Raw genomic sequence first — 25,798 nt, forward strand, 5'->3', positions numbered from 1 at the left:
CGGAGCGACATTCTGCTCATAAAACTGACATGAGCAAACCATCCGACAATCCCGCAGATCCGTTCAAGAAAGCCCTGGCAGAAGCCACCAAGGTGATGGCAGACGATCCGGAACTGTCCGTCAGCTATACGGTCGATCCGTCTGGCGTGTCAGGCGATGCTATGCGCCTGCCGCAGGTGTCGCGCCGTATGACGCGGGATGAGGTTTTGCTGGCCCGGGGCACAGCGGATGCTTTGGCCCTGCAACGTCGCTATCACGACGAAGGCACGCATGCAAAATTTGCGCCTCCGGGCGATATGGCGCGCGAATTGTATGAGGCGATGGAAACCGCCCGGTGCGAGGCAATGGGCGCGCGTGATATGCCCGGCACCGCTGGCAATATCGACGCCAAGATCAGCCATGACGCCATTCGGCGCGGCTATGGTCAGATCACCCAGGCCGCCGAGGCCCCCCTGCCCGTTGCGGCCGGATACCTGATCCGCCACCTTGCCACCGGGCGCGACCTGCCGCCTGAAGCCGCCAATGTCATGGAACTTTGGCGCGGTTTTGTGGAAAATCAGGCGGGCGGCACGCTGGAGAACCTTCAGGACGTGCTGTCTGACCAGTCGGCCTTTGCCAAATTCGCCCGCCAGATGATCACCGATCTCGGCTATGGCGACCAGTTGGGCGATGACCCGGACGAGTTGAATGATGAGTCCGATGATGACGCCTCGCAGGATGAGCAGGACGAGGACGAACAGCCAGACAGCACTGGGCAGGATGACGAGAGCGAAGATGCCGAAGCCTCGCCCGAGCAAAGCCAGGAAGAAACTCAGGATCCGTCTCAGGCTCAGGTGAGCATGGATGAAATGGCGGATCAGGAATTGGGTGATGAGGCAGAAATGCCCGAGGGCGAGGCCCCGATGGAGCCCCCCGCCCCGCAACCGATTTCCGAGGCCGACCCGGATTATCAGGTTTATGACACCGAATTTGACGAAGAGATCCTCGCCGAGGATCTGGCCGAACCGCAGGAATTGGAACGGCTGCGCGCCTATCTGGATCAGCAGCTTGAACCGCTGAAAGGCGCGGTGTCGCGTCTGGCCAATAAGTTGCAGCGCCGCTTGCAGGCCCAGCAAAACCGGTCCTGGGAGTTTGATCGCGAAGAGGGCATTCTGGATGCCGGTCGTCTGGCGCGGGTTGTCGCCAACCCGACCACCCCGCTGAGCTTTAAGATCGAGAAAGACACCGAGTTCCGCGACACGGTTGTGACGCTGCTTTTGGACAACTCCGGCTCGATGCGCGGGCGCCCGATTTCGATTGCGGCGATCTGCGCCGATGTTCTGGCCCGCACACTTGAACGCTGCAGCGTCAAGGTCGAGATCCTCGGCTTTACCACCCGCGCGTGGAAAGGCGGCCAGGCGCGTGAGAAATGGCTGAATGCCGGGCGCGAACAGCAGCCCGGGCGCCTGAACGACCTGCGCCACATCATCTATAAGGGGGCCGATGCGCCTTGGCGGCGGACCCGGGACAATCTGGGCCTGATGATGAAAGAAGGCCTTCTGAAGGAAAACATCGACGGCGAGGCGCTGGAATGGGCGCATCGGCGCATGGCGGGCCGTCCTGAGGCGCGCAAAATCCTGATGGTGATTTCGGACGGGGCCCCGGTGGATGACAGCACCCTGTCGGTGAACCCGGCCAATTACCTTGAGAAACACCTGCGCGATGTGATCGCCATGGTCGAACGCAAGAAACAGGTTGAGCTGCTGGCGATCGGGATCGGCCATGATGTGACGCGCTATTACGACCGCGCCGTGACCATCACCGATGTCGAACAGCTGGCCGGTGCGATGACCGAACAGCTTGCCTCGCTCTTTGACAGCGATCCTCGGGCGCGGGCCCGGGTGATGGGGATGCGCAAGGCGTCCTAAATTCTGGGAAACCCTGACGGGTGGATAAGGGGGCCAGCCCCCTTGCAAGCCAAAGGCTTGCCACCCCCGGGATATTTTTGGCCCAAAGAAACCATTGGGATGGTGGTCACCTTGCGGTGGCGATGTTTAAAGGGGAGGCGGATTTGTTTCAGTCTTTTGAGGAAACGGCATCACCGGAACAAGGGCCTGCGCGGCTTGAGGCTTTGCGCGCGGCCATGGCGGCGGCGGGTGTTGACGCCTTTTTGGTGCCACGCGCCGATGCGCATCAGGGGGAATATGTCTCTGCACATGATGAAAGGCTGGCCTGGTTAACCGGGTTCACAGGCTCTGCGGGCTGGTGCGTGGCCTTGGCAGATCGGGCTGGTGTCTTTGTGGATGGGCGTTACCGCGTGCAGGTACGTGCGCAGGTCGCGGATGTATTTGAGCCGGTGGATTGGCCGGAAGTCTCCTTGGGCGATTGGATTGCTGAGGCACTGCCAAAAGGGATTGTCGGCTTTGATCCCTGGTTGCTTTCGCTGGATCAGCACCGCGCACTGGCCAAGAAATTGCCAGACCGTGAGCTGCGCGCCTTGGATAATCTGGTTGATCAGGTCTGGCAGGATCAGCCAGCCCCGCCTTTGGGCGAGATTTTTGTTCAGCCTTTGGATCTGGCCGGTGAGGCGCATGGGGAAAAAATCGACCGCATCTCCCAATCGCTGACAGCGGATGCGGCCATCATCACCCTGCCCGACAGCATTGCCTGGCTGCTCAATATCCGCGGCAGTGACATTCCGCGCAATCCGGTGCCCCATGGCTTTGCTATTCTGCATCGTGACGGGCGGGTGTCGCTGTTCTGCGCTGCTGAGAAATTGGTTGGTTTGGGGGATCACTTTGGCCCCAAAGTGTCGGTTGCTCCGGTAGAGGGCTTCCTTAATGCGGTACAGGCACTGGAGGGGCGGGTTCAGATTGATCCGGCCACCTGCCCCATGGCTGTGGCCGCATTGTTGAACGATCCGCATGAGGCGCAGGATCCGATCCTGCTGCCAAAGGCGCGCAAGAACGCCGCCGAGTTGGAGGGATCGCGCCAGGCCCATCTGCGCGATGGGGCCGCAATAGTGCGTTTCCTCGCCTGGCTTGACGCGCAACCCGTCGGAAGCCTGACTGAAATCGACGTGGTTAAACAGCTTGAGGGTGAGCGACGCGCCACCAACGCCCTGCGCGACATTTCCTTTGAAACGATCTCGGGCGCGGGGCCGAATGGGGCCATCGTGCATTACCGCGTGACGGAAAAAACCAATCGCAAGGTTGAGGACAATCAGCTTTTGCTGGTCGATAGCGGTGGCCAATATGTCGATGGCACCACCGATATCACCCGCACCATTGCTATTGGCTCCCCCGGCGCGGAAGAGCAGCGCGCCTTTACGCTGGTGCTGAAGGGCATGATTGCCATCTCGCGCTTGCGCTTTCCCAAGGGACTGGCCGGGGCCGATCTTGACGCGCTGGCCCGTGTTGCGCTTTGGCAAGAGGGGATGGATTACGGACATGGGACCGGTCACGGGGTTGGGGCCTATCTGTCGGTGCATGAAGGTCCGCAAAGGCTGGCGCGCACGGGAAAGGTGCCGTTTGAGCCGGGCATGATCATTTCGAACGAGCCGGGTTTTTACAAAGAAGGGGCCTTTGGCATCCGTATCGAAAACCTGATAGCCGTAGAAGAGGCCCCGGCCCTGCCCGGCCAGTCGGTTCCGCAAATGTATCGCTTTGAAACCCTGACCTGGGTGCCCATCGATCTGCGGCTGATTGATGCGGATTTGCTAACAGAGGCTGAACGGGATTGGCTGAACACCTATCATGCCGAGGTCGCGGCCCGGATTAGTCCTTTGGTCGAAGGCGGCGCAAAAGACTGGTTGTCGCAGGCCTGCCGGGCTATTTGACATACTGCTGAAACAATTCCCGTGTCTTAAACGCGGGTCAACGACAAAACGGGGGAGAGAAACATGAGCAAAATCACCATTATTCCAGCCGAAGGCACCTGGATCATTCGGGCCGGTGGGGCTGTTCTTGGGGAATCCAGCCGTGCTTTGGAGCTGACCGAGGGGGATTACCCGCCGGTGATCTATTTCCCACGCGAAGATATCGGCATGGCCTTTCTTGAGGCAACTGATCACAAGACCACCTGCCCCCATAAGGGCGAGGCCTCGTATTTTTCGATCATGTCAAAATCCAAGACCTATGAAAACGCGGTCTGGAGCTATGAAGCACCAATTGATGCGGTCAAGGAAATCAGCGGCTATCTGGCCTTTCAAGTCCAGGATGGCGTTGCCATCGAACAGCTGCCCTAAGTCTGAAATCGGGAAAACCTTGCCAGGTCAGTTATTCCTGACCCTTAGAACTATACCTTAAAATTCAGATGGTTAAACACCATGTCATCCGATATCACCCGTCCAGCGGCGGGTGATATTGTATATCTGGCACCCCTCTTCCCATGATCGTCCTATCGCTGCTTCAGCAAAAAGGACAATCAAGATGTTTCGTATTCTCGCCTGCCTCATGGCCCTATTCATTGCCACCTCTGCCGCCGCCACCGAAGGGCGTCAGGTCTATATCAACGCGCCCAAAGACGGGTTTTTGAACCTGCGCGAAGGGCCATCCACGCGCTACCCTGTCATGGAAAAGATGCGCCATGGCGACAATGTCACCTTTCTGGCGCAACCGGGTGAATGGGTGAAAGTCTATCACCACCAGTCGGATTCCATTGGATGGGCGCATGGGCATTTCATCAGCGACACCAAACCGCGTGATCGTGACACAAACCCGATCTATGAACCGCGCAAATTCCGCTGGGTGGACGCGCCCTATGGCGATCTGAACCTGCGCAAAGGTCCGGGCACCAATTACCATGTGGTCCGCAAAATGCATAACGGCACCAAGGTCGAGATCCTGGGGCGCAGTGGCAAATGGCGCTTGCTCAAGCTGAATTCCGGCCTGATTGGCTGGGCGCACAAAGCCTATCTCAGCAAGGAGCGCCCGCACACGCCCAAGCCACAACCAAACCCGCGCCCTTATAGCGATTTGCAAGCCGCTTATGACGCCTGTGAACACCACCGTGGCCGCGATTTCCGCTTCTGCATCATGCAGCGTCTGCCCGGCAATCGCTAACTTTTTAGCCTAGCTGTGCTCTTCTTCAGCGGTAGCAGCAAGAGCTTGGTTATAGGCCTTCAGCGCATCAACATGAAACAGCGCCCCTTGCAAAACAGGGGCGTTGTTTTCGTCACGTGAGATCACCGGCAAAAACGACAGATCAGACCGATCAAGCAGGGGCAAGGCTGTCTCCAACGTGGCGTCTACTGGCACATGCAGCCCCTGTTCAATCAGGTCGCGGCAGGCCTGCTCATCCGCAGCATTCTCATCCGTGGGTCGTCGCATCACCCCCTGCACACGGAACATGGCCAAAAGATAGGCCTGCGGCCCCGCCGCCAGATGCACATTGCGCCGTTCCAACTGGGTCAGGAAAAACGATCGATCCACTAGCCGCGAGGCCAAGGCCGTGGACATAGAGACAGAGACCATCACCGCCAGCCCGGTTTGCCAGTCACCGGTCAGTTCGAACACAATCAGCGTTGTGGAAATGGGCGCGCCCAAAACAGCCGCCGCCGCCGCCCCCATGCCCGCCAAAGCGTAAAGTGTAAAGGCCGAGGACATATCGGGAAACAACCCCGTCGCGATATGGCCAAAGGTCAGCCCGGTCAGCGCCCCAACCATCAGCGAGGGGGAAAACATCCCGCCCCCCATGCGCCCGGCGACCGTCAGCGACACGGCAAACACCTTGAGAACGGCAAAGATAAACGCCTCGTGCAGCAGCAGATTGCCGGTCAGTGCCAAAGATGTGGTTTCATACCCAACCCCGATGATATGAGGAAAGAAAACCGCGATCCCACCCAGCAACAGCCCCGCAACAGCCGGGCGCAGCCAATAGGGTAGTTTGAGACGGTTTTGCAGCTCGGTCTCGACATCATCCGCGAAGAATATCGCCCGCATCATCACAACGGCAACCACGCCACAGACCAGCCCCAGCAGGAAAAACGCCGGGAGTTCCAGGTAGAATTCAACCGTTGTTGTGCCGGGCAAAGCGAACTCGGTCACATCGCCATAGACCAAGCGGCTGATCACGGTCCCCGCCGCACTGGCCACCACGATGGGCGCGAATGCGTGCAGGGCGAAATGGCGCAGGATGACTTCGAGCGCGAACAAAGCCCCGGCAATCGGCGCGTTAAAGCTGGCCGACACAGCAGCAGCCACGGCGCAGCCCAACAGGTCGCGCCCGGTCACACCGTCCACCTTCAACGCATTGGCAACCCAGCTCGACGCCAAGGCCGCCAGATGCACAACCGGCCCCTCGCGCCCGGTGCTCCCCCCGGTCGACAGCGTGATCCAGGAACACATGGCCGAGGCCACCCCGGCCTTGCGCTCGACCCGGCCATCATTCAGCGCCGCGCCCTCGATCACATCCGCCACCGATTGCACACGGCCATCCGGGGTGAAATGATGCAGGATAAACCCAACCACGATCCCACCAAAGGCCGGAATCATAAGGATAAAATACCAAGGTAACTCTTCGGCGAAACTGTGCAGCGTGTTCACATGTGGCGTGCCGTAAACCGTGGTTTGCAACCATTCAATCGCGGCGCGAAACCCGATGGCGATCAGACCAGAGACAATCCCAAGCACCAAAGCGATCAACCAGAACTGTATCTGGCTTGGCCCTTTGTGGCGCAAAAGATCCCAACCCTGACCAAAAGCTCGCCGCATCTGCCCCACTTGGTTGCGCAATTGGCTCAGCACTTTGGTCTCCTCATATCCAGCGGGTTTCGTCCCGCCTTGAGCTTGGTTAACATGCCCCCAATTGAAGTCGGAGGCCAAAATGCCCGTAGAACAGGCGCTAGCAGAGTTACACACACTTCTTGGCGAAGGTTTAAGCCTGTCCAAATCCGAGCTTGAGGCCCATGGCCGCTCCGAATCGCACTTTCCCATGACACCGCCAGATGCGGTTGTGTTTCCAGAAACAAGTGAAGAAACTCAAGAGATTGTCAGGATTTGCGCCAAATATGCTGTGCCTGTGATCGGTTGGGGGGCGGGAACCTCGCTTGAGGGGCACGGATTGGCCACGCGCGGCGGTGTTTGCGTTGATTTCAGCCGCATGAACAAGATCTTGCAGATCAATGCGGCGGATATGGATGTGGTGGTGCAACCGGGCGTGACGCGCGAGGCGCTGAACGAAGAACTCCGCGCCACCGGCCTGTTCTTTCCCGTTGATCCCGGGGCCAATGCCTCGATCGGCGGCATGGCCATGACCCGCGCCTCGGGCACGACCACGGTGCGCTATGGGTCCATGCGCGACAATGTCATGGGGATGAAGGTGGTTCTGGCCGATGGTCGCCTGATCGACACCGGCAGCCGAGCACGAAAAAGCGCGGCAGGCTATGACCTTACGGCCTTGATGGTTGGATCCGAGGGCACGCTGGGGCTGGCGACGGAACTCACGCTGAAACTGCATGGCATCCCCGAAGCAATCAGCGCCGGCATCTGCAGCTTTCCCGATATGGCCAGCGCGGTCGCCGCCGTCACCGAAACCATCCAGATGGGCATTCCCATGGCACGGATCGAATTTGCCTGCGCCGATACTGCCCGCGCCTTCAACGATTATGCCGGGGTTTCGATGGCCCAGGCCCCCCATCTCATGGTCGAATTCCACGGCAGCCCCGACAGTGTCGCACAGGATGCGGAACGCTTTGCCGAAATCGTAAGTGATTATGAAGGCTCACCTTTTCAGTGGTCCACCCGCGAAGAAGAGCGTCGATCCCTATGGGCGATGCGCCATAACGGTTATTATGCGGTGCTGGCCTCCAAGCCTGGGGCGCGGGCTATGGTCACCGATATCTGCGTGCCGATCTCAAACCTTGCCACGGCGGTGGAACAGACCCAGGCCGATATCGCCGCATCCTCCCTGTCCGGCCCGATCCTGGGCCATGTGGGGGATGGCAATTTCCACGCGATCCTGCTGATCGACCCAAACCAACCCGCCGACCTCGAAGAAGCAAAACGCCTGTCAAATCAAATGGTTGCCCGCGCGCTGGCTCTGGGCGGCACCTGTACTGGCGAGCATGGGGTCGGCATTGGCAAGAAATCCTTTATGGCGCAGGAACATGGCGAGGGTTGGCAGGTCATGGGGGCCATCAAACAGGCGCTGGACCCAGACAACCTCATGAATCCGGGCAAGCTTGTCCCGGGCAACTGAGCCAGTTGCCAAAATCCAAATAACGCAGCGCACGCTGCCGGTAACGCCCCGCGCGATCAACAGGCAACGGGGCAATCGGTACAAAATTCGCGGGATTTCGGAGAGATTGCCCCCAGCAATCCGAGGCCCCGGATCTGGAACAAACCGTAAACAGTCCGATTCTGCCGCTGTTTCGTATAGATTTCCTGCTCCCCCAAGCGCGCCTTGACCCGCCACGACCTCAAAACATTAATTTCGCCTTCAGACCTTTTAACCCGCCCCCGCTTCTTCTCTGGGCCCCAAATATCCCGGGGAGTCCCGAGCCCCGCTCGGGACGGGGCAGCGCCCCCAGGGCGTGCCGGCAACGACCAGACGGCCCTACCCCCCTTTGACCAAAAACAACACCGCCTCGGCATGTTCGGCCCGAGCGCGGCGGGCGGCGGCATCGGGGACCGGCATGGCACCGGTGGCGCACCGGATCTGCCAATCCCCCACCAGAAGATCAACCCAAAGCGAGGCAGCCGGTGCCGCCGGGCCGTGCAACAGCTCTGCCGCGATCAAATCGTCAAACAGGGCTGCGATACGGGGAAAGACGCGGCCACGCCCGGATTCGGCCAGGACCTGTCCGAGTGAATTGCTGGCATCTGCTGCCGCCGCGCGGTTCAACGCAATGGCCTGCGGCGAGAGCAACATGTCCAACAAGGCAGGCCCCAAAATCTGCAAGGCGGCGCGCGGGTCTGGCCGCTCGGCAAGCGCGGCGTCCAAAGCATCAGCCACACGATCTGCATTGCGTTCAATCAGCGCGCGAAACAGGCCAAGCTTGTCTCCGTACCAGCGATACAGCGTCTCGTTTGACGCCTTGGCCCGCTTCGCCACCGCCAGCATCGACAATCCGTGAAACCCCTTTTCGGCCATCAGCGCATAGGCGGCACTGGCGATTTGGGTTTCTCTTTCGGCTTTGGCATCGGCGCGCATGCTGTCTCCTATTCGATTGGCAGGGCGTTTCAACAGCCCCTTGACAGAAACCGTACACAAGATTACGTCAATGAACAACCGTACACATCGTTACGGAAACGGATTATGAAACCAAAGGAGACGACCCATGACATCCCCTGCCCCGCTGCCCGCCTCTCCCAAGAATGCCGCCCTGTGGGTGTTGATCACGTTACAAGCGGTGATGCTGGCCTCTATGTTTGCCGGGTTGGCCCCGCACCCGCCGCGCACCATCCCGCTTTTTGCGCTGGCCCCGTTTTTAGGCGTGGCCATTGCGGCTGCCATCGCGTCGCTGCAGATGGGCACCAGCCTGGCCGGGCGCGCCTTGGCGGTGATCGCCGCGCTTTTGGCCAGTGTCAGCTTTGGCCCACATAAATATATCGACCCCGCCTTTGGTGAAATCTGGCCCGCTGTGATCACCGCGCAGCTCGCGATTGTCACCATCCTCTACCAAGTCTTTGTCGCAGCCCGCAAAGGGGCCGAGGCATGATGGCGCGGGGCACAGGGCTGCTGGCCACAGTCTTGGCTGGCGGGATCTTTGGGTTCTTCTATGCCTGGATCTGCTCGACCATGTGGGGCTTGGACGCTGCTGACCCACGCATCGCCATTCCGGCCATGCAGGCGATGAATGCCAGCGTGCGCAATGTGGCCTTTGCCCCAATCTTTTTTGGCACGCCGGTGGTGGCTTTGCTGGCGGCGGGGCTGTGTTGGCTTGCTGGAGCGAGGCCGGCGGCATTGTTGTTTGGCGCAGCTGGGGTGATTTACCTGGGTGGGTGTTTGGCCCTGACGGCCTCGGTCAATGTGGTGATGAACAATGAATTGGCGGCTGTGGCAGTGCCCGAAGGGTTGGACAAGGCCAAAGCGGTGTGGCAGGCCTATTCGCCACGCTGGCAGATGTTCAACATGATCCGAACCGGAGTGGCCGGGGGTGTGTTGGTGCTGTGTGTGTTGGGGTTTGCGCGCGTGTCGGCGGTGAAGAGTTAATGTGCAACACGAGGTTCATGCCCGACCCACTTCCAAATGCAAACCTTCGGTTTGACGGGCGGGTCGGGCGTGAACCGGATTGCAAGCAATCCGGGCCAGTTACCCCACCAACAGCGCTCGCGCCGCCGCGCGAGCCTGATCGGTGATCGTGTCGCCCGCCAACATGCGGGCGATTTCGGTTTCGCGCTGGTCCGCATCCAGTGGCGACACATCCGAGGTGGTCACCCCATCCGCCACATGTTTGGCCACGCGCCAGTGATGCCCGCCAAGCGCGGCGACCTGCGGCGAGTGGGTCACGACCAGCACCTGACCGCCATCGGACAGAGCCTTGAGCCGCCGGCCCACCGCATCCGCCGTGGCCCCACCGACACCGCGGTCGATCTCGTCAAAGATCATGGTCACGCCCGCATTGCGCTCTTCGGAGAGGCAAACCTTGAGCGCCAGCAAAAACCGGCTGAGTTCACCGCCCGAGGCGATCTTGTTCAGCGGTCCGGCGGGGCTGCCCGGATTGGTGGCGACCGAGAAACACACCGCATCGCGCCCCTCGGCGCTGTCGGGAGCAGGGGTGATTTCTGTCACGAAAACAGCACGTTCCATCTTGAGCGGGGCCAGCTCTGAGGCCACAGCCGCATCCAGACGCGTCGCCGCGGCACGGCGGTTTTGCGTAAGCGAATCAGCGGCGGCACCATAGGCGGTCTCGGCCTGTTTCAACGCGCTTTGCAGCTCGGCAATCTGGGATTCTCCCGCATCCAAGGCCGCCAGACGCGCCGAAAGTTTGGCGCTGAGATCGGCCAGTTCATCGGGTTGCACCTGATGTTTGCGCGCAAGCCCGCGCAGAGCAAAGAGGCGCTCTTCGGTGTCTTCGAGCTCCGCCGGATTGAAGTCGAGACCGTCGAGACAATCGGCAACGCCGCGCGCCGCCTCGTCCAGCTCGGCCATGGCGCGGGTCAGGGCGTTGATCGGGTCATCCAAGCGGCCATCCGCCTTTTCCGACGCGCCTTCGAGCCAGCGCAGCGCATTGGCCATGGCGCCTTCGGCCCCGTCATAGCCCAGAGCTGACGACGCCTGACCGATGTCATCGCGGATCTTTTCCGCCTGCTGCATGCGGCGGCGGCGTTGGTCCAGCTCGGCCTCTTCGCCGGGTTCTGGGGCGAGTTTGCTGAGCTCATCCACCGCGTGGCGCAGGAATTCCTCTTCGGCGCGGACCTCTTCCAAGGCAGCCTGTGCCTTGCTCAAACCCCGCCGCGCCGCGCCCATTTCGGACCAGCGGGCGCGCAGATCGGCGCGCAGGGCGTCATTCCCAGCATAGATGTCGAGGATCGCCAGATGCCCCTTGGGATCAAGCAAGCCGCGATCATCATGCTGGCCGTGCAGCTCAACCAGAGTGGCCGACAATTGACGCAGCACCTCGCCCGATACACGGCGGTCATTGACCCAGCCGGTCTTACGCCCGTCGGTGGTGTTCACCCGGCGCAGGATCAGCTCATCCCCGACCGGCAACCCGGCCTCTTCGAGCACGCCAAAGGCCGCGTGACCGGGGGCGAGATCAAAGACAGCGGTGACTTCCCCCTGTTGCGCGCCTGTGCGCACCAGCTCGGCGCGGCCCCGCCAACCCAGAACAAAGCCGAGCGAATCCAGCAAGATAGACTTGCCCGCCCCGGTTTCACCGGTCAGCACGTTCAGGCCCGGTTGGAAAGCAAGGTCCAACCGGTCAATGATCAGCATGTCTCGGATTTCAAGCGCGCGCAGCATCAGGTCTCAGCCTTGTCCAAAAGCGGCGATACCACCCTCAGAGCCATTCGCCCTTGATCGTTTGACGATAGGCCGCGGCCAACCAGTTGCCACGGAAGAATTTCGGCTCAAGCCCCTGACCGCGCAGCAGGCTGTAGCTGTCTTCGTACCAGTCCGAGGATTGGTAGTTGTGGCCCAGAACGGCGGCGGCGGTTTGCGCCTCTTCGACCAGACCAAGGGACAGATAGGCCTCGACCAGACGATGCAGCGCCTCGGGCGTGTGCGTGGTGGTCTGGAAATCCTCAACCACAACGCGGAAACGGTTGATGGCGGCGGTGAAATGATCCCGCTTGAGATAATAGCGGCCGATCTCCATTTCCTTGCCCGCCAGATGGTCAAAGGCCAGGTCGAATTTCAGGATCGAGCTTCGGGCATATTCGCTGTCGGGATAGCGTTCGATCACGGTGCGCAGCGCCTGCAGGGCCTGAAAGGTCAGGCCCTGGTCGCGACCGACCAGTTCGATCTGGTCATAATAGCTGAGCGCCAAGAGATATTGCGCATAGGCGGCGTCATCATCGGCTGGATAGAAATCAATGAAACGCTGCGCGGCGGCGCGGGCATCTTCGTATTTCTTGTCCTGATGATGGGCATAGGCCTGCATGATCAAGGCACGTTTAGCCCATTCGGAATAGGGATAAAGCCGTTCAATTTCAGAGAAATAGAGCGCACCATCCTCGTAATCTTTGTTCGACAGTTCGTATTCGCCGCGCTCAAAAATCTGTTCGGCGGTGTAGCTTTCCAAAGGCACGCCACCCGGGCCAACACCTTTGCGTTCCAACTCCGAACAGCCCGCAAGCGCAACGACACCCAAGGTCGCCCCGATCAGTGCTGTTCTTGATCCGCCCCCTGCCATGCTTGACTACCCTTTGATCTTTGATCCGGTCACAAATAAGGACCCAGTTGGCATTGGTCTAGCACAGAATTTTCCCGTGCAAAACGTCTTAACGCGGATTTCATGCGCAAGGGACCGCGCATGACATTTCTATCAGTTCAAAACGGGAATTTCGTCGAGTTCGACACCGGCACCGGGGAGGTTTTGCGCCATAAATGGGTCGCAGGTCACGATGCGGAAGGCCGATGGCGTGGCAAAGAGTTCGTGCAGCAAAGCATTGGTCATGGCGTGACCGGCCTTGTGCCCTTCGTAATGGCCAACAATCGGCAGACCCGCCAGCGCCAGATCGCCCAAAGCGTCGAGCATTTTGTGGCGCACGGCCTCATCCCGGTGGCGCAGACCGCCGGGGCTGAGCACTTTGTCATCATCGACGACAACTGCGTTTTCATAGGTGCCACCCAGCGCCTTGCCCGCAGCATGCATCGCCTCGACATCGGCGGCACGGCAGAAGGTGCGGCTGTCGCACAGCTCGCGCACAAAGGTGCCGTTGGCGAGGTTCAAGGTTTTGTCCTGCTGGCCAATGGCGCGATCGACAAAGTCGATATGGAAGTCCATTTGCAGCCCCTGCCCCGGTTGTGCCGGGCTGATCTGTGCCCAACCCTGATCGGTTTTCACGCTCACGGGGGCGAGCACTTCGATCACTTTCAGTGGGCTGTCGAGTTCTTGCAGGCCACAGGCGAGAATATCACGCACAAAAGGAATGCTGGACCCGTCGAGAATCGGAACCTCGGGGCCATCAATTTCAATCAGGGCATTATGGACGCCGCAACCGGACAGGGCCGCCATGACATGTTCAACGGTCGAGACCGAGGCCCCGGTTTCGTTGCGCAGCAATGTGCAAAGCGGCGAGGTTTCCACGACATCCCAGCGGGCCGGAATGAGCGTGTCGGCCTTGGACGGTGTTGTGTCCAGATCGGTGCGTTGAAACCAGATCCCAAAATCGGCAGCAGCTGGGCGAATGGTCAGACATGCCGGTTTCCCGGAATGCAGGCCGAAGCCCTGGAATGTGATGGCCGATTTGAGCGTTGTCTGCACGGGGTATCCCTTGGTTACCGCCACCCTCCCCATTGGGCGCGGCTTTGGCCAAGTGGATACGAAAAGGGGCGGGTTGGCTCAAATCAAAGATTGTAACCAAGTGAAACATGCCCATTAAGAATTGGCGGATCACCGCGCATCCCGGATTTGCATGGTGTAAGGTGTTGAAAACGCGTTGGTTTGAAATTCTTTCCACAAGGTTACTCACAGGCGGAAAGTCGGATTTTCCGACAATTGTTAACGATAACTCACAGAAAAATTTCAACATCTGACATAAAACGCCCCCGCAGATGCAGGGAGGTGAAAAGCGAATCCAACTATAGCGTTTCGGGTTTTACCTGAGACACGAGCATCGCGCCTCGCGTTTGAGCCAAAGGCGAGCGGCAGCGAATGGCGTTTCAGGTTTAACCCGAAACGCTTCAGGATAATTGCAACTGCACTCTATGAATTTAGACAAGCCGCGCTTTCGCCGGCCCGCGGGTTGGCGATGCAACCAGAGTTTCTACCACTTTATACCAGCCAAGCTCTTTCCATCATCTGTGTTCACCCAGACGTTAGCAAAATCGCCGACCCGGGGGGCGGGACGGCGATAGCGCGGCGGCCCAAGGGCCTTGATTCCGCGCTGATTGGAAACCTCTGATATTGATGTTTAAGAAGTCCCAAAAACAAAACACCCCCGGCTAAACCGAGGGTGCTGTCTGTTTCCAACCTTAGTCTGGCTTAATTCGCCTGACGACGCAGGAAGGCCGGGATTTCGATGCGGTCATCTTCTGGCTCGGCCTCGGCTTGTGGCATTGGCGCGGGGCGCTGTGCCTGAACCGGAGGCTGCTGACGCGGGGCCGGGGCGGCCTCGGGGGCGGCCTGTTGACCACCGCCGGTCATGCGACCGATCAGAGAATTCACGCTGAAACGTGGCTTTTCCGCTTCGGGCGCCGGAGCTGGCGCGGGCGCAGCTTGTGCTTCGCGGCCACGGGCTGCAGCGGCCTTGACGCGGGCGACCATGTCGGCATTCGGATTGCCAGCGCTTGGCGCGCGAGGGGCAACAAAATCCTGCGGATCGGCTTCGATGGTGTCGGGCTGCGGACGGAACTCGGCCACTTGTGGCTGGTAGGCCGGGGGGGGCAGGCCGTCATCGTCCAGAACCTGCTCTTCTTCCTCAAAGATGGTTTCCATCTGCTCTTCGGCAGCGGCGCGCTCGGCGTCGATGCTCTGGAACAGCGAGGGTTCAGGTTCGGCGTGCTGTGCGACAACCGGTTCTGGCTGCGGCGCAGGCTCTGGCGCGACGGCAACAACAGGCTCAGGCGCTGCAACCGGGGCTGCGGCAGGCGCGTCAACCGCCTTGGTCGCACCAGGCTGAGACAGCGAACGGCGCGGCAGCGGGGTTTCCGCGTGGCTTTCCATCGCGTCGATGCCGGTGGCAACAACGGAGACGCGCATCATGCCGTCCAGACCATCATCCAGCGTGGAACCAACGATGATATTGGCGTCCTGATCGACCTCTTCGCGAATGCGGTTGGCCGCTTCGTCGAGTTCGAACAGGGTCAGGTCGGAGCCGCCGGTGATGTTGATCAGCACGCCTTTGGCACCTTTGAGGCTGATTTCGTCCAGCAGCGGGTTGGCGATGGCCTTCTCGGCGGCCTGGATAGCGCGATCTTCGCCAGAGGCTTCGCCGGTGCCCATCATCGCCTTGCCCATCTCGTCCATCACGGCGCGCACATCGGCAAAGTCGAGGTTGATCAGGCCGGGGCGGACCATCAGGTCGGTCACGCCTTTAACACCTTGATAAAGCACATCATCCGCAAGGGAGAAGGCCTCGGTAAAGGTGGTTTTTTCATTGGCCAGACGGAACAGGTTCTGGTTCGGGATGATGATCAGCGTGTCGACAACCTTTTGCAGCTGCTCAACACCGGCCTCGGCTTGTTTCATCCGCTTGCCGCCCTCAAACTGGAACGGCTTGGTTACGACGCCAACGGTCAGAACGCCCAGTTCACGCGCGGCTTGCGCGATGATCGGGGCTGCGCCGGTGCCGGTACCACCGCCCATCCCGGCGGTGATAAAGCACATATGCGCGCCGGCCAGATGGTCGACGATTTGTTCAATGCTTTCCTCAGCAGCCGCCGCCCCAACGGTCGCGCGGGCCCCTGCCCCCAGACCTTCGGTGACCTTCACGCCCAGTTGAACGCGCGCCTGGCTATGGCTTTGCTGCAGGGCCTGGGCGTCGGTATTGGCCACGACAAAATCAACCCCTTCGAGGTTTTTGTCGATCATGTTGTTGACCGCGTTGCCGCCAGCCCCGCCCACGCCGAATACCGTGATACGAGGCTTCAATTCTTCCTGACCGGGCATGGTGAGATTCAATGTCATACGCTTTCCGCCTGTGCTTTGACCGATTTCAGGCCTGTTTTCCGGCCCGTTTCGTTCCAGAGTAACGGCTGGCGCGCGCCACGTCACGTAAAAAACACGTATTTCATACCAAATATGGCATGTTTTTGGCAGGTTTTCGCGGGATTTCGCCCAAACCGCCAGATTTTGCGGAAACCCATGACCCAGGCACAAGACAAGAGGCGCGGCGCACGGGAGGAGGTGCGCTGCGTAGGATTCGATTTGAATGGGATCTGCTCGATCCAATGCCGCATCTCTTGGTTGGAGCGGTTGGTTAAGAGTAGCCTAAAATTTAGGCCCTGTCACGCTCTAAAGTTGTGGGACTAACTAGATATAGCGGTGAAACAAGGTTTTGAGCGCAGATAGGTGATCAGGCTCTGTTGACAAAACCCAGCCACCACCGGTTTCAGTCCAAATTTTGTCAGCGCTAAAGCGCTTCCAGTTTACATTGGATCAGCTTTCGCTGCCTTTCGCCTGCGGCTCAAACGCAGAAACTCAAACGCAGAAAACTGATGCTTTGTTTCAGCAAAACTGAAAACGCTGTAGGCGTTTTCGTGCAGCTAGGGTGGCTCCCTGGCAAGCGGAAACAACGACATGCTGGTTGAATTTGGCGAAATCGCACGCGACGCGGCAGATTTTGCTTCTGACCGCCCTGATTTGCCCTTCTGATCACCCAGATCGCCGCGGTCAAATCAGCTTGTCAGCAGCAAAATCTGACACGCGCCGGTGGCGGCTGGGTTTTGTCACCAGAGCCTAGACAAAAGTAATGTCGCTGATATCGCTGACACCATCAATCAACAGCACATCGCCGCCACCAAAATCAATCTCGATCCCGCTGACATGCGCCCCACCCGCTGACAGGGTTGTGACCACCGACCAGCTATAGGCAGAGGTTGCGAGCCCGCCATCAAGGCGGATTTCGTCGATACCAACCTCATAGTCGAACACCGTGTCATGACCGGAGGCAAAAACAAAGACATCGGCATCGCCATCATTGCTGCCGCCATAAAGGTCGTCATTGCCGCCGCCGCCATTCAGCGTGTCGGCCCCGTCTCCGCCTTCTAACGTGTCAGCATGGCGGCCACCGGAGAGACCGTCATTACCTGCGCCACCGACAAGGGAATCCGCGCCATTGCCGCCATCCAGAACGTCATTGCCATCCCAGCCAAACAACCGGTCAGCACCGTCATTGCCATAAGCCGTGTCATTGCCACTGTCCGCATCGACATAGTCATCGCCTGAGCCTGCGCTGACAAAGTCATGGCCGATCCCGGCATAGATATTGTCATGACCAGTGCCGGCTTCGACACTGTCATCTCCGGCTTCGCCATAGATGTTGTCATCGCCCGAGCCTCCGATCAGGGTGTCATCACCATAGCCGTCTATTAGATCATCATCCCCATCCTGCCCCGCCAGGAAATCATGGCCATTGCCGCCGGACAGGTCATCATCGCCAGAGCCGCCAAACAGGCTGTCACGCCCCGCTCCGCCATAAAGCGCATCCTGACCTGCCCCGCCAATGATGCTGTCATTACCGCCTTCGCCATAGACAACATCATTGCCATTGCCGCCCCAAATCGTGTCGGCTCCATCGCCTGCAAACACGGTATCGCGGCCACCCCAGCCCACGTAATATTCTGCGGTTGACGTGCCATTCCACAAGTTGTCGCTGTCATCGCCTTGGATGGCAAAGAAAGGGTGGCGCAAACCGGGATGGTCGAAATCGATTTGCAGGCCGAATTGGGGAAAGAGAATAGAAGAGCTTGGCATGGTCATTTCCTTTTTGAGGGGGGCGGTTCATGGAGGATGGAACGGGGTCTGGATTGGCGGCGCGTTGGCCTTGATCAAACGCTTATTCAGACAAAGGTCAGATCGTCGTAATCAAACACGCCTTGGACAATGATCGCATCGCCGCCTGCGAAATGTAGCTCGATTCCCGATAGCACGGCCCCGCTGGGGGACAGAAAGGTGCCGACGCTGTAGCCCGCCACGTTTTGCCCATCGACAAGATCCAGCATGTCCAGCCCGACCTCGTAATCCATCACGGCATCCACCCCATGGCCGGTTTCAAAGACAAAGCGGTCAGCCACCCCATCCCCTGCGCCGCTGTCAGACCCGTAAAGATCGTCATTGCCGAAGGAGCCGCCGATCACATCCTGCCCTTGGCCACCAAACAGGGTGTCATCCCCTGCCCCGCCGGACAGATTGTCATTGCCTTGGCCACCAAAGATCTGGTCATGGCCCGCGCCGCCCAAGACCAGATCCTGGTCGGCACCGCCATAAAGGGAGTCATTGCCATGGCCACCCTGGATCTCATCCGCGCCAGCGTCACCGAAAATCAGATCATCACCATTGTCACCAAAGATGAAATCATCACCGGAGCCGCCATGCGCTTCGTCATCGCCCGCGCCAAGATAAATGTCATCATCGCCATATTCGCCAAAGACGGTATCGTCTCCGGCGCCGGCAAAGATGCGGTCATTGCTGGACCAGATCAGATTGATGAAACCCGGGCTGCCGGGGAGTTGGCTGCTATCACCATAGATCAGGTCATTGTCGGAGCCGCCGATGATCGTGTCATCGCCATAGCCGCCCAAAAGCAGGTTGTCGCCGGTGCCGCCAACCAGCCGGTCATGCCCCCAACCGCCATCGATGGTATCGCGGCCTTCGTCGCCTTCCAGGGTGTCATTGCCCTCGAACCCAAAAATCCGGTCATTGCCCGCAAGCCCACGGTAACGATCACCGCCCGAGCCTCCGATCCAGGTATCGTTGAAAATGCTGCCAGTGATGAAGGGAAAGGAAATGGTGGGCAGAGTGAAAGGCATGAAGAAATCTCCTGAAGACTGTTGGACAAAAACGCGCCCGTTACAGGAGGTTTAGAGGGATCGCAGGGGTTGCCCTATGGGGGAAAACCGGAAGGTCTGGAATGCCTGACCTTGGTTGGTGAGTATTTGGGGGGCGTAGAAGTTCGGCCCCCGGCCACGATTTGGGGGAATCTGAAAGCGATGCTTTTGGCGTTATGGAGTTGGGAGCGTTGGGATCGGGCCCTCACTGAGTGGGCTGAGGCTCTTTTGCTTTGCAAAAGACCTCTTTGCCCACCGTAACAGAATTTTTCGGGGCGTGGTGATTGGGGCCTCGCTGAGTGGGCTGAGGCTCTTTTGCTTTGCAAAAGACCTCTTTGCCCACCGTAACGGAATTTTTCGGAGAAAATTCTGTTACCAATTATCCCTAAACCACTGCACGGCGCGTTTGAAGCTGCGGGCGGGGTATTTGTCGACCGGAATCTCGAAATCCCACCATTCGTCCTGCGGATGGGCGGCGAACAAAGACAGGCCCACGGCACCTGCAAAGCCCGGACCTGTGGCCGCTTGGGGTAAGCCATGCACGCGCAGGGGGCGACCAAGGCGGACCTGGTGGCCGAGGATGCGCGAGGCCAATCCGTCAAGGCCGGGGATTTGGCTCGCCCCGCCGGTCAGCACGATTTGCTGGCTTGGCAGATGGTCAAATCCTGCGGCATCAAGACAGCCACGCACCTCTTCGAGGATCTCTTCGACCCGAGGGCGCATGATGCCGATCAGCTCGGCGCGCGACACGGTGCGGCGGTCATGTTCCCAATCGCCGGTCTCGCCGCCGGTTTCGATCATCTCGCGATCATCCATGCCGGTGGCGACAACGCCGCCATAGAATGTCTTGATCCGTTCCGCCGTGGCGGTGGGCACCTGCAGCCCCATGGAAATGTCGCTCGTCACATGATCACCGCCCATACGCACGGAATCAGCAAAGATCATGTGTTTCTTCATAAAGATCGACACGCCGGTGCTGCCGCCGCCCATATCGATACAGGCCGCGCCAAGCTCTTGTTCATCCTCGACCAGAGCCGAGACCCCCGCCGCATAGGCGGAACTGGCCAGACCAGCCAGCTCAAGGTCGCAACGCTTGACGCAATGGGCGATGTTCTGGATCGCCTGCGCGTCGACGGTCAGCATATGCATATCGCACGCCAGCTCATTGCCGATCTGGCCACGCGGATCATCGAGACCCGAGCGGTGATCCAATGCAAAATTCACCGGCTGCGCGTGCAGCACTTCGCGGCCAAAGCCAAAATCAGGCACATCACAGGAGCTGAGCACGCGGGCCACATCCTGTTCATCCACGGTAACGCCCATGACATCGACCTGCCCCGCCAGCCCATAGCTGCGCGGACCTGCGCCCGAAAAGCAGACAATCACGTGATCCACCCGGATCCCGGCCATTTTCTGCGCCGCCTGTACGGCGGTGCGAATGGCGCGCTCGGTCTCGCCCATGCTGGAGATTTCGCCGAATTTCACGCCGCGCGAGCGGGTGGTCGCGGCACCGATCACGCGAAAGCCCGATTGCCCCGCCAGCGATCCAATCCCATCATCCGCCGGGTCCGAGCCATCAAAGCGCAGCACCAGGCAGGCGATTTTTGAGCTGCCCACATCCAGAATGGCCACAACACCCCGCTGCATCGCCGCCTTGCGCATATTGCGCATCGCCCGTTGGGATTCATAAAGCTCGATCATTTCCTGTACTTCCCCACCAGCATTATTCTTGTTTTGCGGCCCAGAGGGCCTCTGTTGCGTCTGAGCCCATCCGGATGGTCGGCCGCTGCGGCAGGCGCAGATCCACGACGATCAGGTCGCGCGACAACATCTGAATGGCCTGGTCCATGGCGATGGTGCGCTCAAAGGCGCGCACCGCATTATCTTCGGGCAGCATGATACGCTGGCCCTGATCCAGCACGACATCCCAGCGCCGCGCGCCCATGCGTTCAAAACCGCGCAGGCGGGATCGCAAAGGGCCAGTTACCTTATAAAGCTCCAACGCCTCGGGCACCGCGTCATGGGCCCCGTCGCCAGCAATAACCGGCAGCATCACGTGATCCGAGCGGGTCTGCGCCGGGCCAACCAGCGCGCCGGTGTCATCGAGCAACTCAAGCCCACGATCCCCACGGCGCAAGACGGCGGGGACACGTTCTTCGATCTGGATTTGCAGGATATTGCCTTCGCGCACCCGGATCTGAGCAGTTTTCACCGCATGCATATTGACCACGGTCTCATGCATCTTGCCCAGGTCCAGATCAAAGGAGCTGACCGGGAAATCGATCGGCAGCGCAGCGCGGATCTGTTCGGCCACGCCCGCAGAGGCTCCATCTACCGCCATCAGCTTGACCTGAAATTCAGGGCGGCTTTCGACCGTTTCGCGCATATCGACGATCATCTGATTGAAGGCGTTGCGGTTTTCCTCGGCAGCGAACCAGAGCGAAACCGCGCCAAAGCCAAGCGCACAGGGCAGCAAGACCCGGGTGGCAAAACGAAAGCCTGGCGTCAGTTTGAGCCGTTCAATCCGGTATTTCAGACGGGAGGGGGCCGGGTCATGGCTGGCCAATTTGCGCTTGCGCGCACGTGGCGAGTTTGGCGGGCTTACCTGCTGCATGAGCTGCCCTCCGACCTGTGCAGACCGCATGCGGCCCGCATTCCATGACAATAGTTTTTGCCCCTCAAAGCAGCCGTGCATTCCTGCCCGGATAACAGAGTCCTTGCGCGCAAAACGCCAGGATCACCTATTAACACCGCTGCTTTCGGGAGTGTCCTGCTCGACATCCCAAACGCCTCTTTACCTGGGGTTTATCCCTTTGCGGGCTTGTCCCCTTGTTCTTGTTTCCGGCCTGCCTGTGGCCGTTTGATTGGCGGCTTGTGCCACCTTATTCTTGCGACTTGCGCCACTATATTTTGCGACGTGCGCCACTTTGTTTTCGCGGCTTGCGCCACTGTATTTTCGCGCCATCTGCCGCGTAATATCGCAACTTTGGCGGCTTGGTCGTTACGATTTGGTTAACTCAACGCGTCGATTTTTATCTTAGGGTCTGTGCCGTATGGCGCCTGCCCCTTAATCCTGCGCCGGTTCACCAACCCGCATGATTTCCCATACTAGCTCTATTTGGCTGTTTTGGAAAACCTTTTTTCGCACCTCTTCGCCAAGGGATTCAAGGTCATGCGCGGTTGCATCACCTGTATTGACGAGGAAGTTGGAATGTTTCGGGCTCATCTGCGCGCCGCCAATGGTGGCCCCGCGCATCCCGGCGTCATCGATGACCTTCCAGGCCTTGAGCTCGTGGGTGTCATCGGCCTTGCCGGTGCTGGAGAACCCGGCGGGATTGCGAAAGGTGCTGCCTGCGGTGCGGTCTTTGGTCGGTTGGGTCTCGTCGCGCTTGGCCAGCTGCGCTTCCATCCGCGCCTCAAGCTCTTCGGGGTCGCCTGTGGGGCCCTCAAAGGTCGCCTGGGTGATGACCCAGCCCTCGGGCAGATCGGTTTGGCGGTATTGGAAGTTGAGGTCGTCGGCCTTCAGCGTGACCTCTTCACCTGCGCGGGTGATGGCCTGTGCTGAGACGAAGTGATCCGCCACATAAGAGCCATAGCAGCCCGCGTTCATCCGCACCGCCCCGCCGATGGCGCCAGGAATGGTGCGCAGGAAGGTGAGGTCAACGCCCGCAGCGGCGGCCTTGCGCGCCACGATACTGTCGAGTGCGGCCACCCCGGCGGTGACGCGATTGCCCTCGATGGTCACATCGTTAAAGCCCCGCCCCATGCGGATCACCACCGCACGGATACCGCCATCACGCACGATCAGGTTGGAGCCAACCCCCATGGGAAAGACGGCAATCTCGGGGGATAAGGATTTTAGAAAATCCTTGAGATCATCCAGATCCGCCGGCTGAAACAAAGCATCCGCCGGCCCGCCAACCCGCAACCAGGTGAGATCGTTCAAGGGACGGTTGGGCGTCAAACGCCCACGTGTTGTCGGAAATTCCATTGCTCTGCCACCACCGCTTATTTTGGATCGGGTTTACGGGATGTGCGGGGGAGGATCAACGGGGGGGGTGGTTTAGCGGGCCAATCATCGCTCAGGGCTCGTTACTTAAAACGCCAGCTTCAGAATTGCCTGAACCGCAGCAGCGATTTTGTCGGAATAAAGGACCCCCGTGACGGCGGCCCCGGCCACGGCGCTTTTGGCGGCAATCGAAGCGACGCCACCCACTGCTTTGTTGCTTTGCTCAACCCATTCCACGGTTTCATCGCGCGCAGATTTCAGGTTTTGATACCGCGCGGCCAGCCAAACACCCATGATGCGACCTGCAACGCGGGTTGCCGCCCAAGCCCGCATGGCTTTGGACTGCCCCGGTTGGGTCATCAGTTCAGCGGCCTCTTTGGTTTCGGCAGCCAGTTCCGGCTCCATGACCTCTGCCACCGCATAGGCTGCGAGGTTGAGCACCTCTTGGGATTGCGTATCTGGCGCGTCGGCCTCGGTGACTGGAGCGTCAATAACCTTTTGGACGGCGGGTTCATGTCTGAGACTGCTCGTGACTTCAACCAAGGCGGTTTCGACCAGACCGACAACGGGTTCTTGTCGATCATTTGGGCAACCGCCCGAGGCGATATTGCCTTGGAGCAAGGACAAAGCCGAACGGGCGTTGTTCCAGACCATGGCAGCGTTGTCTTTGTGTTGATCAACCGCGTTTGAAATGAGGAACATTTCACCGCGTAGCGCGCCGCCAAGGTTCCCCGATACTTCGACAAGACCACGTATCTCAGTAAGGCGCTGAACAGCGAACTCTAACCGGTCTGGGTATTCTGCGTCAGGTGCTTTGGAAGCAAAATTATCCCTTTCTGGATCATAATGGATTTCCTCACGGCTAAGACCGTCAGAGAGGTGCGACTGCCAAATCTCATTGATGCGTTTCAGCGCTGCTGGTTCATCTTGCCAAATCTCATTCGGCAGCAAGGCGATTTCGACCATCATTGGGTGGTCGGGGGCAAGGGCAGTGCCGGTAAGCAGGCGGTTGTACCAGTCGATCCAGAAAGCCCAGTCTTTCTCCTGACCGGTTTCGCGCAGGGTGTTTTGGACTTTGGTCCAAAGCTCTTCGTTTGGTGGATCACCCTGCCAAAGCGGTAAGGAAAAGACCTGCTTTGATTTGGTTTCATCCTGGAAGGCCTGCCAAAAGGCCTTTGCATCGATGCGGATATTCTCCCAAATGGCGGCGGTGGCGCTGGCGGCGATGGCTCTGGCAGCGTCGGCGGCGGCGGCGGAGGCAGCGTCGGAGGAGGCGAAGGCGGCGACGGAGGCAGCGTCGGAGGAGGCTCTAGCGGCCGAGGCGGCGGCGGAGGCGGCTCTGGACGCGGAGGCGGATCTGGCGGCGTCGGAGGCGAAGGCGGCGGCTAAGAAGGAGGCTTTTCTGATATCCTCGGTTGGTACAAAAGCGGCAACCGGGGATATCAACAGGCTGCGCAGAACAGGCAAGGCTGTCAAATCAAGTTTACGCGCGTTTTCAGAGGTCAGCGAATAGTCCCACCAGTAGGGCAAGGCCCGCGCGGCGGTGCGGAAGGTGATGGAGACGGCGATGCCGCGGGCGGTGGCTTGCTCTTCCTCCGTCTCCCGAGGAAGCGCGTTCAGCCAAGCCACAAGGCTCTCGCGGTCTTTAATGTCTTTAATCTCTACCATCGCGGGCAAGATGCCTTGCAATACTGATGCTGGCAAGCGTCAAAAGGGGCGCGTGGTCAGCACATTTCGCGGGGGCGGAGATGGGCCAGGGCTGCTCCGATCAGGGTGGCGATGAGGCTGGGGGTCACGACGAAGAGGCCTAGCAGCGTGTACATGACGCCATCCAGGCCGGGCACTGTGAGTTCTTTGAACAGCAGCCATGCGCCAAAGCCGATGAGGGAGGCGGTGAAGGCCCAGGTGACCTCTCCGTAACAGGAGCGCAAGGGCAGATAGCCCAGCAAGAGGCCAATCAGAAAAGCAGCAAAAGGTATTATCATCAGCATGAGCAATCCCCCGATTACCCTTAACAAGATGGGGTTCAATCCTGGTTAACGCCAGTCAGGAATCCCCGACATTCACGCAGGGATGATGTGCGGTGATGAATGGATGCTTTGGGCGAGGTTTGCGTCAGTTTGTATCGGGGCGCGAGAATTGCCGCTTGATCCAGGCAAAAAGATAGCGCACCGGCCAGCGCAGAATGCTCATCCCCGCGGCCAGGGCCAGGAGGCCGATCCAGGGGCCGTTTTCATAGGTGACATAGCCCAGCAAGGGGATGCCAACGGCGATCAGCCCATAGGCGCGCGCCCAATGATTGTCTTTGGAAGGGATCATGGCAAGCACATTGGCTGCCACCAGCCAGAGGCATGCGAGGATCAATGAGAATGTCATACCCGTCTCCGCTGCCCCCCAAGGCGCTTTGAACATGCCTCAGCTGCGCGCATTTTGCAAGGGATTTGATGGGGGTTAGCTGGGGCCTGTCTCTATATGGCGTCAGGACCCGCTGCGCTTGCGCCAGGTGGTGCCGAACATCCAGCCCAAAGCCGCACCAATGGCAAAGCAAAGCGCGGTTAGGATGGCGAGCAGTGTGCTTGCCCCCATGAGGTAGGCGGCGATGGAGCCGCAGAGCAGGCAGGCGGCGCTGGTGAGGGCGCCCAGAACGCGCCCGACCACGAGGCAGATCACAAAACCCGAAACGAGCGCGATGGCGAGGGTGTAGAACATGGG

22 protein-coding genes are annotated in these 25,798 nt (G+C 59.6%); 7 read left to right on the forward strand and 15 right to left on the reverse strand.

Annotation, left to right across the window (positions count from 1 at the left end; genetic code table 11):
* Window positions 1-29: 29 nt before the first annotated feature.
* The 4 genes from cobT (at window position 30) to CLV87_RS00645 (ending at window position 5,042) form a co-directional block, all read left to right on the forward strand.
* Window positions 30-1,907: a cobaltochelatase subunit CobT gene (cobT, locus tag CLV87_RS00630; protein WP_099244285.1), complete on the forward strand. Its 1,878-nt coding sequence runs from the start codon at window positions 30-32 to the stop codon at window positions 1,905-1,907.
* A gap of 143 nt (window positions 1,908-2,050) precedes the next feature.
* Complete coding sequence (locus tag CLV87_RS00635) at window positions 2,051-3,817, forward strand: aminopeptidase P family protein (protein ID WP_099244951.1); 1,767 nt, start codon at window positions 2,051-2,053, stop codon at window positions 3,815-3,817.
* Window positions 3,818-3,880: 63 nt separating this feature from the next.
* The gene (locus tag CLV87_RS00640; protein ID WP_099244283.1) at window positions 3,881-4,225 is read left to right on the forward strand and encodes a DUF427 domain-containing protein; all 345 of its coding nucleotides are present in this window, start codon (window positions 3,881-3,883) and stop codon (window positions 4,223-4,225) included.
* Between the two features lie 184 nt (window positions 4,226-4,409).
* Entirely contained in the window at window positions 4,410-5,042 is a 633-nt protein-coding gene (locus tag CLV87_RS00645; RefSeq protein ID WP_099244281.1) for an SH3 domain-containing protein, read from the forward strand.
* Between the two features lie 9 nt (window positions 5,043-5,051).
* Here CLV87_RS00645 and CLV87_RS00650 read toward each other — a convergent pair whose 3' ends face one another.
* Window positions 5,052-6,692 (reverse strand): chloride channel protein, encoded by a 1,641-nt coding sequence (locus CLV87_RS00650; RefSeq protein ID WP_099244949.1) that lies wholly within the window; start codon window positions 6,690-6,692, stop codon window positions 5,052-5,054.
* A 112-nt stretch (window positions 6,693-6,804) separates the two neighbouring features.
* Between CLV87_RS00650 and CLV87_RS00655 the strand changes: the two genes are divergently transcribed.
* Window positions 6,805-8,178 carry an FAD-binding oxidoreductase gene (locus CLV87_RS00655; RefSeq protein ID WP_099244279.1) on the forward strand — a complete coding sequence of 458 codons (1,374 nt, stop codon included), beginning with the start codon at window positions 6,805-6,807 and terminating at the stop codon, window positions 8,176-8,178.
* Window positions 8,179-8,535: 357 nt separating this feature from the next.
* Here the strand turns inward: CLV87_RS00655 and CLV87_RS00660 are convergent, their stop codons facing one another.
* Window positions 8,536-9,132, reverse strand: coding sequence for a TetR/AcrR family transcriptional regulator (locus tag CLV87_RS00660; RefSeq protein WP_099244277.1), 597 nt, complete (start codon window positions 9,130-9,132; stop codon window positions 8,536-8,538).
* A 127-nt stretch (window positions 9,133-9,259) separates the two neighbouring features.
* Between CLV87_RS00660 and CLV87_RS00665 the strand changes: the two genes are divergently transcribed.
* Window positions 9,260-9,640 carry a hypothetical protein gene (locus tag CLV87_RS00665; protein ID WP_099244276.1) on the forward strand — a complete coding sequence of 127 codons (381 nt, stop codon included), beginning with the start codon at window positions 9,260-9,262 and terminating at the stop codon, window positions 9,638-9,640.
* Complete coding sequence (locus tag CLV87_RS00670; protein ID WP_099244274.1) at window positions 9,637-10,134, forward strand: anthrone oxygenase family protein; 498 nt, start codon at window positions 9,637-9,639, stop codon at window positions 10,132-10,134. Before CLV87_RS00665 ends, CLV87_RS00670 begins: the two co-directional genes overlap by 4 nt.
* A gap of 99 nt (window positions 10,135-10,233) precedes the next feature.
* Here the strand turns inward: CLV87_RS00670 and recN are convergent, their stop codons facing one another.
* From recN to CLV87_RS00735, 13 genes are all read right to left on the reverse strand, one after another.
* On the reverse strand, window positions 10,234-11,886 hold the full coding sequence (gene recN, locus CLV87_RS00675; RefSeq protein ID WP_099244272.1) for a DNA repair protein RecN: 1,653 nt from the start codon (window positions 11,884-11,886) through the stop codon (window positions 10,234-10,236).
* Window positions 11,887-11,923: 37 nt separating this feature from the next.
* Entirely contained in the window at window positions 11,924-12,778 is an 855-nt protein-coding gene (locus tag CLV87_RS00680; protein WP_099244270.1) for an outer membrane protein assembly factor BamD, read from the reverse strand.
* 132 nt (window positions 12,779-12,910) lie between these two features.
* Window positions 12,911-13,852 carry a UDP-3-O-acyl-N-acetylglucosamine deacetylase gene (lpxC, locus tag CLV87_RS00685; protein WP_099244947.1) on the reverse strand — a complete coding sequence of 314 codons (942 nt, stop codon included), beginning with the start codon at window positions 13,850-13,852 and terminating at the stop codon, window positions 12,911-12,913.
* A gap of 720 nt (window positions 13,853-14,572) precedes the next feature.
* Complete coding sequence (gene ftsZ / locus CLV87_RS00690) at window positions 14,573-16,216, reverse strand: cell division protein FtsZ (protein ID WP_099244268.1); 1,644 nt, start codon at window positions 16,214-16,216, stop codon at window positions 14,573-14,575.
* A 771-nt stretch (window positions 16,217-16,987) separates the two neighbouring features.
* A complete protein-coding gene (locus tag CLV87_RS00695; RefSeq protein WP_166652634.1) occupies window positions 16,988-18,004 on the reverse strand; it encodes a calcium-binding protein in 1,017 nt (338 codons plus the stop codon).
* An 86-nt stretch (window positions 18,005-18,090) separates the two neighbouring features.
* Window positions 18,091-19,059, reverse strand: coding sequence for a calcium-binding protein (locus CLV87_RS00700; RefSeq protein ID WP_099244260.1), 969 nt, complete (start codon window positions 19,057-19,059; stop codon window positions 18,091-18,093).
* A gap of 390 nt (window positions 19,060-19,449) precedes the next feature.
* Entirely contained in the window at window positions 19,450-20,778 is a 1,329-nt protein-coding gene (gene ftsA, locus CLV87_RS00705) for a cell division protein FtsA (protein WP_099244258.1), read from the reverse strand.
* A 22-nt stretch (window positions 20,779-20,800) separates the two neighbouring features.
* Window positions 20,801-21,691 carry a cell division protein FtsQ/DivIB gene (locus tag CLV87_RS00710; protein WP_099244945.1) on the reverse strand — a complete coding sequence of 297 codons (891 nt, stop codon included), beginning with the start codon at window positions 21,689-21,691 and terminating at the stop codon, window positions 20,801-20,803.
* Window positions 21,692-22,144: 453 nt separating this feature from the next.
* On the reverse strand, window positions 22,145-23,068 hold the full coding sequence (murB, locus tag CLV87_RS00715; protein ID WP_099244256.1) for a UDP-N-acetylmuramate dehydrogenase: 924 nt from the start codon (window positions 23,066-23,068) through the stop codon (window positions 22,145-22,147).
* Window positions 23,069-23,173: 105 nt separating this feature from the next.
* Window positions 23,174-24,754, reverse strand: coding sequence for a hypothetical protein (locus CLV87_RS23730; RefSeq protein ID WP_166652635.1), 1,581 nt, complete (start codon window positions 24,752-24,754; stop codon window positions 23,174-23,176).
* Between the two features lie 56 nt (window positions 24,755-24,810).
* Window positions 24,811-25,077, reverse strand: coding sequence for a hypothetical protein (locus CLV87_RS00725; protein ID WP_099244252.1), 267 nt, complete (start codon window positions 25,075-25,077; stop codon window positions 24,811-24,813).
* Window positions 25,078-25,201: 124 nt separating this feature from the next.
* Complete coding sequence (locus CLV87_RS00730) at window positions 25,202-25,462, reverse strand: DUF2484 family protein (protein ID WP_099244943.1); 261 nt, start codon at window positions 25,460-25,462, stop codon at window positions 25,202-25,204.
* Window positions 25,463-25,564: 102 nt separating this feature from the next.
* The gene (locus CLV87_RS00735) at window positions 25,565-25,795 is read right to left on the reverse strand and encodes a hypothetical protein (RefSeq protein WP_099244250.1); all 231 of its coding nucleotides are present in this window, start codon (window positions 25,793-25,795) and stop codon (window positions 25,565-25,567) included.
* Window positions 25,796-25,798 lie beyond the last annotated feature (3 nt).

Source organism: Pelagimonas phthalicica (assembly GCF_004364805.1).
Taxonomy (GTDB): domain Bacteria; phylum Pseudomonadota; class Alphaproteobacteria; order Rhodobacterales; family Rhodobacteraceae; genus Pelagimonas; species Pelagimonas phthalicica.